Below are 6,698 nucleotides of genomic sequence, written 5' to 3' on the forward strand. Positions count from 1 at the left end.
GTTTCGCTTGGAAACTTCTGCCTAGAAACCAGAAATTTGATGGGTAATAATATCTTCAGCCTTTCCAAGCCGCATACCAACATTGGCAATATGAGCGACACATGCTCTACATCGGATCGCGAAACCTTCTTGGCGTCGCACCAAATTGTTTTTTGAAGTTCTTCGCAAAGCCGGATGGAGTAGAAAAACCGCACGCCAGAAAGATCTCAGTGATTGGCAAAGTGCTTTGGGTCAAGAGGTTATAAGCCCGCCTCAGTCGCAATTCGCGGTAGAACGCCGTGGGCGTGGTATGCAAGAATTTTCTGAACAAACGTTCAAGTTGCCGTGTCGAGATGTTGACGAGTTCAGCAAGTTCTCTCGGGGAAAGCGGATCCTCGCAGTTTTCTTCCATAGCCATAATGACAGGAGAGATTTTAGGATGTTGAAAGCCGACTCTATCCGCGCAGTTTAGTCGATTTTCGTACTGAAGTGATCGGATTGTGGAATAGTTGAGCTCGGCGGCGACCAAGTTCGAAAGCTTTTCGCTTTGTGTCGACGAAATCAGAGACAACATCACGTCGATTTCTGAAACACCACCAGCCGTCGTTGGCCTTGTTTTGGATTCCGATTGCGCCAAATCTACTAGCTCAACACTTTGAAAAGACTCCTCAAAACCATCTTTGAACTTCCAGTGAATCGCCGCTCTGTGACCATCAAGCAGACCAGCCCGAGCCAACACATAGGCTCCGGAGTAAAAACCACCAATTTTGCAACCAATGCTCCGACAGCGCCGCAACCAGCCAATGGTCGGACTTAGACGCTGATGAAGAACAGCGTCGCCCGAGCAAACGATAACAATATCATTGCGGTTGCAGTCAGCATATTCGGAATCGACAAAAGTGGTCATTCCCAACGAGCTTTGAACCGGCTGACCATCCGCGGAGCAAATAATCCAATCAAAGTACTTTTTGTTCAGGAGCTTATTGGCGATCCGTAGCGTTTCCAGCGCATTTGTTAGCGACATCGCAAAGTAGTCTGGCAAAAGCGCGAAGATAATCCGCTGGCGACTGGTGTCGGTTGCATTGTGAAACTGTTTATGCGCTGCCATGTTAGTCATTATTTTAGCTCCTGAGCGTTATGGCGGTGAATTGTCCGTACCCGGCGACGATCATTGGTGGTTCCACTTTTGGGTCTCAGTTGATTGCTTTGCATCTAGCATAGAATTTTTGCGCGCTTCGCGTCATAAGGCGTGCCCATCTCAACCCTAGCTTTGCAAGTTTGATCAAAGCTTTGGATCATGACTTCGGTGCCGGTTTTGGCCAATTCGATTGGCAGATAGGCAAGGGCAATGGGACGGCCCAGCGAGTAGGCAAAGTTGCCTGAAGTGGTTTGGGCGACGACACTGTTACCGTGGGAGACGGCCTCGCCCCCAAATACCGTGAGTGGTTCATCCAGTAGCAGTGCCGACAATTTGCGCGTCAGGCCGTTTTCCTTTTGCCGGGCAAGGGCTTCACGCCCCAAAAATTCGCCCTTATTCCAGTCGATCAGGAACCCCAGGCCAGCCTCCAGAGGAGTGTAGTCAGAATTGATATCAGAGCCCCAGGCTAGGAACCGCTTTTCAAGTCGCAAGCTGTCTACAGCGTTGTAGCCCATGTTCACCAGCCCTTCGGATGCGCCAGCCTCAATCAGCGCCTCGTAGCTGTGCTCAAGGTATTCAGTCGGAATGTAAAGCTCCCACCCCAATTCACCCACATAGGTGACGCGATAGGCCAGAGCCTTGGCATAGCCCAGTCGGACTTCACGGGCCGTCATAAAGGGGAACCCTTCATGGCTCAGATCGTCATCGCAGATCTTCTGCAGGATTTCGCGCGACTTCGGACCCTGAATATTAAGCACTCCGTAGGCCGAGGTGATCTCACGAATGGAGACATCCGGTTTACGCCCCATATGCTCGGCGTAGTGTGAAAGCCCGGTTTCCAGCCAACCGCGATCACGCACCCCAAGGGCAGAGCCGGTGATCAGCCAGAAGCACTCGGACTCGCGACGGATGATGGTTACGTCCGCCTCAATCCCGCCCTTCACATTGCAGAGCTGTGTATAAGCCGCGCCCCCAACGGGTTTGTCGACACTGGCCACAGCCAGATACTGCAGCAGTCCGCAAGCGTCGGCACCTGTGATTTCGAACTTGGTGAACGACGTCATGTCGGTGACGACTGCCGCCTCGCGCGCGGCTTTGTGTTCACGGCCCACGGTCTCGGGCTGTCCGGGTCGGTCCCAACCAAATTGCGCCTTGGCAGGGATATCGCTATGGGCGAACCAGTTGGCGCGCTCCCACCCGTTTTTCGACCCCATCACGGCCCCCTGCTCTTTCAGGGCACGATAGAGCGGTGAACGGCGCACGCCACGGGCGCTGTTTAGCTCTTCGCCCGGCCAATGGATGTCATAGTACTTGCTGTAGCTTTCAATGGCGCGGTCGTGCAGAAAACGATGCCCCGCATGCAGAGGGCCAAAGCGACGCAAATCAAACGCCCAAAGATCAAGCCCCGGATCGCCATCCAGGATCCAGTGCGCCGCGGCCTTGCCAACCCCACCCGACGCTGCAATGCCTGATGTAAAGGCACAAGCAACAAAGAAGTTTGAAAGTTCCGGAACCGGACCCATGACAGGTTCGCCATCCGGGCTGATCGGGATCGGACCATTCACAACTGTCCGAACGCCAAGTTCGTTCAGCAAGGGCAGGCGGTGGGCGGCGGGCAGGAACACCTCCTCCATGCGGTCGATATTGGCGTCAAAAAGGTGACGCGCGTTTTCCCACGGAAAGCCTTCACGCGGATTGACCGTGTCGGTGGTCTTTTCCCAACCACCAATGGCCAGCGCACCCGGTTCAGGTTTGGCATAGTAACCACCGTCAGGGTCGCGGAACGCAGGGATGTCGTCGGGAATGTCCGGGGTTTTCTCGGTCACGAAATATTGGTGCTGAACAACGCCTGCAGGCAAATCCACACCCGCCATCCAGCCAAGCTGCCGCGCCCAAAGACCGGCGGCATTGACGACGACTTCGGCCTCGATGGTTCCCTGGTCGGTCACAACATGACTGATCCGGTTTCCATTTCGAACAAGATCCGTCACCTTGACCTGTTCTATCACCCGCCCGCCATATTTGCGAATGCCCTTGGCGTAGGCCTGCGTCAGTGAATAGGGGTCGACATGGCCGTCTTCGGGGATGAAAGCCGCACCGACAAGATCGTCGACCTGCATCAGCGGGTACAGGCCCTTCGCTTCGTTTGGGGTCAGGATTTCCATGTCGAACCCAACAGCACGTGCCGAGGAATGCGACTTGAGCAATTCCTGCCAGCGGTCCTGACTGGCCGCAACGCGCATCGACCCGACTTTTTTCCAGCCAATGGCCTGCCCGGTATCGGCCTCAAGCTCATCGAACAGGCGCACCGAGTCGTTCATGAGGCTCATCAGGTTCTGTTGCGACCGGAACTGACCAACCAGCCCGGCCGCGTGCCATGTGGCACCTTCGGTAAGCCGGGTCTTTTCCAGAAGAACCACGTCGCGCTCGCCTGCGCGGGCCAGATGATAGGCGATCGAAGTGCCGATTGCCCCGCCGCCGATCACTACGACACGGGCGGATGAAGGGAAGGATTTCGTCATTTATTTTCTCACTGTCAAATCAGGCGCGGGCTCTGCGGCGGCTTTTGCGGCGCTCACGTGTCGGTGCGGGCGCACCGACATCAAACGGTGTCCACCCTTCGGGAAGCGAGCTGTCGCCCGCGACAATGCCGGGGAAGTAGGACTTGATACGCTCGTCGACCTCAGCCGTTAGGGCGGCGGGGTTCGGTTGCTGGGCAAGGATCGCCATCGACTTGTTCAAAGCGCGTTGATGGATGGTGGACTTGCCCTGTTCCTCCCATGTTTCGCGCAGTTGCCGGTCGGCCAGCTCGGGCATGAAGGTTGCGGAGGTCATCCGCTCGAGTGTCATGGGCGCATCGGCAAAAATGCCCGCAGGCCCGATTCGCTTAATGTCTTCCACCGCCATCTCTGCCGCGCTGAAATCAACGCCGCCACGCACGGTTTTAACCATCTTTGCGATCTCGTTATCGATGGCAAGCTGGCCAAAATCGAGCGACATGAGCGCGTCTAGAAGCCCGCCCATTACAATGAAATTCACCCCAGACAGCGCGCCCAGCAGCGGCGACATGCCTTTCTCGTACCCGGCCTGAGCGTCAGAAATCTTGGAATTGGTCAGGCCCAGATACCCACCAGCAGGTACGTTGTAGCGCCGCGCCATCTGACACACGATCGAGTTCATCATGCCAACCTCAATCGCGCCGGGCGCATAGGCACCGTCGCGCAGATCAGCAAAGACCGGCAAGAAGTTGTAGATCAGTTCGGTCCCTGCGCGCGACATCTGTGCCAGACACATCGTGGCCAGCCATTCGGCGTTGACCATCACCATCATTCCCGGCAGCGACAGCGGCGTGTTGATCCCACCCATCGGCGCAATGGTGCCATAGGCGGTGACACCATTCTCGGCGAAGAACATCAGGTTTTCTGTACTGTCGAAATCCATCGTCAACGGCGTCACGATCGAACAATAGCCGAAGTTTATGAAAGGACGTTCCCAGAAAGCGTCGGCATCACCGGCGATCAACTCCCCCAGCTTCAGGATCTGTTTGGCCTCATCGACACTGACCACAGAGGTCCGCACGGGTTTCAGGCAATTCTTCAGGGCCGGATAAAACCGCGATAGGTTAAAATGACCTTCGGGCGCATCCTCTGCCAGCACCGAGATCGAAAACACGTCAAACCCGTCAAGCTCGTTCACGACATGGGCTAGACGCGCAATATCCTGCGAGGTTGCGCGCCGCGTGATCCCGGTGACGGGATCAACGATGTCAGGGGCCGAACTGGCCGTGGCCACCACCGGCAGTTTGCGCGGGAACGTGACATCGAACTTTGGATCACGCCCTTTCAGCGTGATGGTCGGTGGCACAAGCTTCAGATACCGATGGACAACATCCGCCGGAATTCTGACGCGCTCTTCTTCCTCATCAACAATGGCACCATGTTCAGCAAAGCGGCGGCGGGCTTTTTCATTCCGCACCAGCAGCCCGACCTCCTCTAATACTTCCAGCGAAGCTTCGTGAATGCGATCCGTCGCGCTGTCGTCGAGGAAGGAAAAATAGTTCATAATACGCCCTTTCGGTTTGCGCACACGATCGAAGATTCCCCTCTTGCGGTCAAACGGGCTTTCCTGCAGTTTCGCATTAGAAAACCTTATGCGAGAGCCTCCGCAATGCCCCGCCGTCCCAGATTGAACTATTTGCGCGCCTTTGATGCCTCGGCCCGATACCTGAGCTTTTCTCTGGCTGCAGAAGAGTTGAATTTGAGCCAGGCCGCCATCAGCCAGCAAATCAAACAGCTTGAGGCTGCCTTGGGCGCCCCACTTTTTCTGCGCCACAACCGTTCACTGACACTCAGTGAAAATGGGAAGGCGTATTTTCAAGTCGTGCGCGAGGTGCTAGATCGATTGGACAATGTGACGGACAAGCTGTTTCCTTACAACGACACAACCGTCGTCACCGTGCATTGCACGCCATCCGTCGGCACGCTTTGGTTGGCACCACGACTAAGCAGGTTTCACTTGTTGCATCCGGAAATTGAAGTTCACCTGCGGACAACCGATTTTCTGCCAGAACAACATCGCGGACAGGCCAGCGATCTTGAAATCCTTCGTCTGGAAATAGACACCAGCGTCGACAAAAACACGATCAAGCTCTGGGATGCCGAGATTGTGCCGGTCTGCTCTCCGCACTATCTGGCTGAACACGGCCCAATTGAATCCGCGGATCATCTGTGTGGGCAGAGTCTCATTCACACGCTGGGCTATGGCAACGACTGGCATCGCTGGGCACAAAGATACGCAAGTTCCAATGCGAAAGTGAATTCGGGGTTTTCAGTAGACGGTTTGGTCATTGCGATCGAAGCCGCCTGCCGGGGAGAAGGCATCATTTTAGGGCGCAAGCCATTGATCGACCCTTATCTTCAGGATGGACGTTTGGTTGAACCTATGACCGAAAATCTGATGCTGACAGCGCCCTACTACTTGAAGTACGACGCGCGTGGGCCTTCCAAGAAATTTGTGGTCATGCTTGCCGAATGGATTTCTGAACAAGCGAATGAAGGCCCGTCGGGATAGACATCATTTACATCTTTTTTTGCATACGGGTTCCATCTCACAATGTGAATCCTTCGGCGATACTGTCTTGTGCGGAAGCCGTTTGAACTGCCGTGCAAGGCGGCAGGAATCCCCAACCGCCTCGTCAGTTTACTTACACACCATGCTTTCCAAGGCACCAATCTGCAAGTAGACTTCGAAGTTGCCTGCATGACATATTCCTCGGCGATCTGGCCGTCACAGGGCAGGCAGTAGTTTTCCAGCAAGATGCAGTTCTTCAAGGTCCGGTGCGACCGTTCGGCCTCCCGTCGTGAACCTCTCCCGGGGGGAATAAAAAAACAACATCTCCGGTCTCGGCCTCGAAATCACGTAAGCCATAATGAGACATTTGGCCACCAAGGGTGAACATACCAACAACATAGAAATCGTGGCTATGCCGAGCAAACTTTTGTCGGGTTTGAATGCCATCGACGAGAATTGCGTCTTATAAACTTGTTGGTGTCAGGCGAATTCGATCTTTCATCGGTGTAAA

General features: G+C 55.0%; 5 protein-coding genes. 1 reads left to right on the plus strand and 4 read right to left on the minus strand.

Annotated features, from left to right (window positions below):
• Positions 1 to 106: 106 nt before the first annotated feature.
• The 3 genes from ACR0IY_RS21770 to ACR0IY_RS21780 all read right to left on the minus strand — a co-directional run bounded on the left by ACR0IY_RS21770 (position 107) and on the right by ACR0IY_RS21780 (position 5,179).
• Entirely contained in the window at positions 107 to 1,096 is a 990-nt protein-coding gene (locus ACR0IY_RS21770; RefSeq protein ID WP_480677107.1) for a GlxA family transcriptional regulator, read from the minus strand.
• A gap of 95 nt (positions 1,097 to 1,191) precedes the next feature.
• Complete coding sequence (locus ACR0IY_RS21775) at positions 1,192 to 3,639, minus strand: GcvT family protein (protein WP_480677109.1); 2,448 nt, start codon at positions 3,637 to 3,639, stop codon at positions 1,192 to 1,194.
• Positions 3,640 to 3,658: 19 nt separating this feature from the next.
• Positions 3,659 to 5,179, minus strand: a complete 1,521-nt coding sequence (locus ACR0IY_RS21780) for a trimethylamine methyltransferase family protein (RefSeq protein WP_480677111.1) — start codon at positions 5,177 to 5,179, stop codon at positions 3,659 to 3,661.
• A 105-nt stretch (positions 5,180 to 5,284) separates the two neighbouring features.
• Between ACR0IY_RS21780 and ACR0IY_RS21785 the strand changes: the two genes are divergently transcribed.
• Positions 5,285 to 6,187: a LysR substrate-binding domain-containing protein gene (locus ACR0IY_RS21785; protein ID WP_480677113.1), complete on the plus strand. Its 903-nt coding sequence runs from the start codon at positions 5,285 to 5,287 to the stop codon at positions 6,185 to 6,187.
• A 256-nt stretch (positions 6,188 to 6,443) separates the two neighbouring features.
• Here ACR0IY_RS21785 and ACR0IY_RS21790 read toward each other — a convergent pair whose 3' ends face one another.
• The gene (locus ACR0IY_RS21790) at positions 6,444 to 6,644 is read right to left on the minus strand and encodes an AraC family ligand binding domain-containing protein (protein ID WP_480677115.1); all 201 of its coding nucleotides are present in this window, start codon (positions 6,642 to 6,644) and stop codon (positions 6,444 to 6,446) included.
• Positions 6,645 to 6,698: the final 54 nt, after the last annotated feature.

The organism is Ruegeria sp. BC1 (assembly GCF_056539305.1).

Coding starts and splice junctions, on each gene's coding strand:
- ACR0IY_RS21770 (WP_480677107.1), bottom strand. CDS start 1,096: ATGACTAACATGGCAGCGCATAAACAGTTTCACAATGCAACCGACACC.
- ACR0IY_RS21775 (WP_480677109.1), bottom strand. CDS start 3,639: ATGACGAAATCCTTCCCTTCATCCGCCCGTGTCGTAGTGATCGGCGGC.
- ACR0IY_RS21780 (WP_480677111.1), bottom strand. CDS start 5,179: ATGAACTATTTTTCCTTCCTCGACGACAGCGCGACGGATCGCATTCAC.
- ACR0IY_RS21785 (WP_480677113.1), top strand. CDS start 5,285: ATGCCCCGCCGTCCCAGATTGAACTATTTGCGCGCCTTTGATGCCTCG.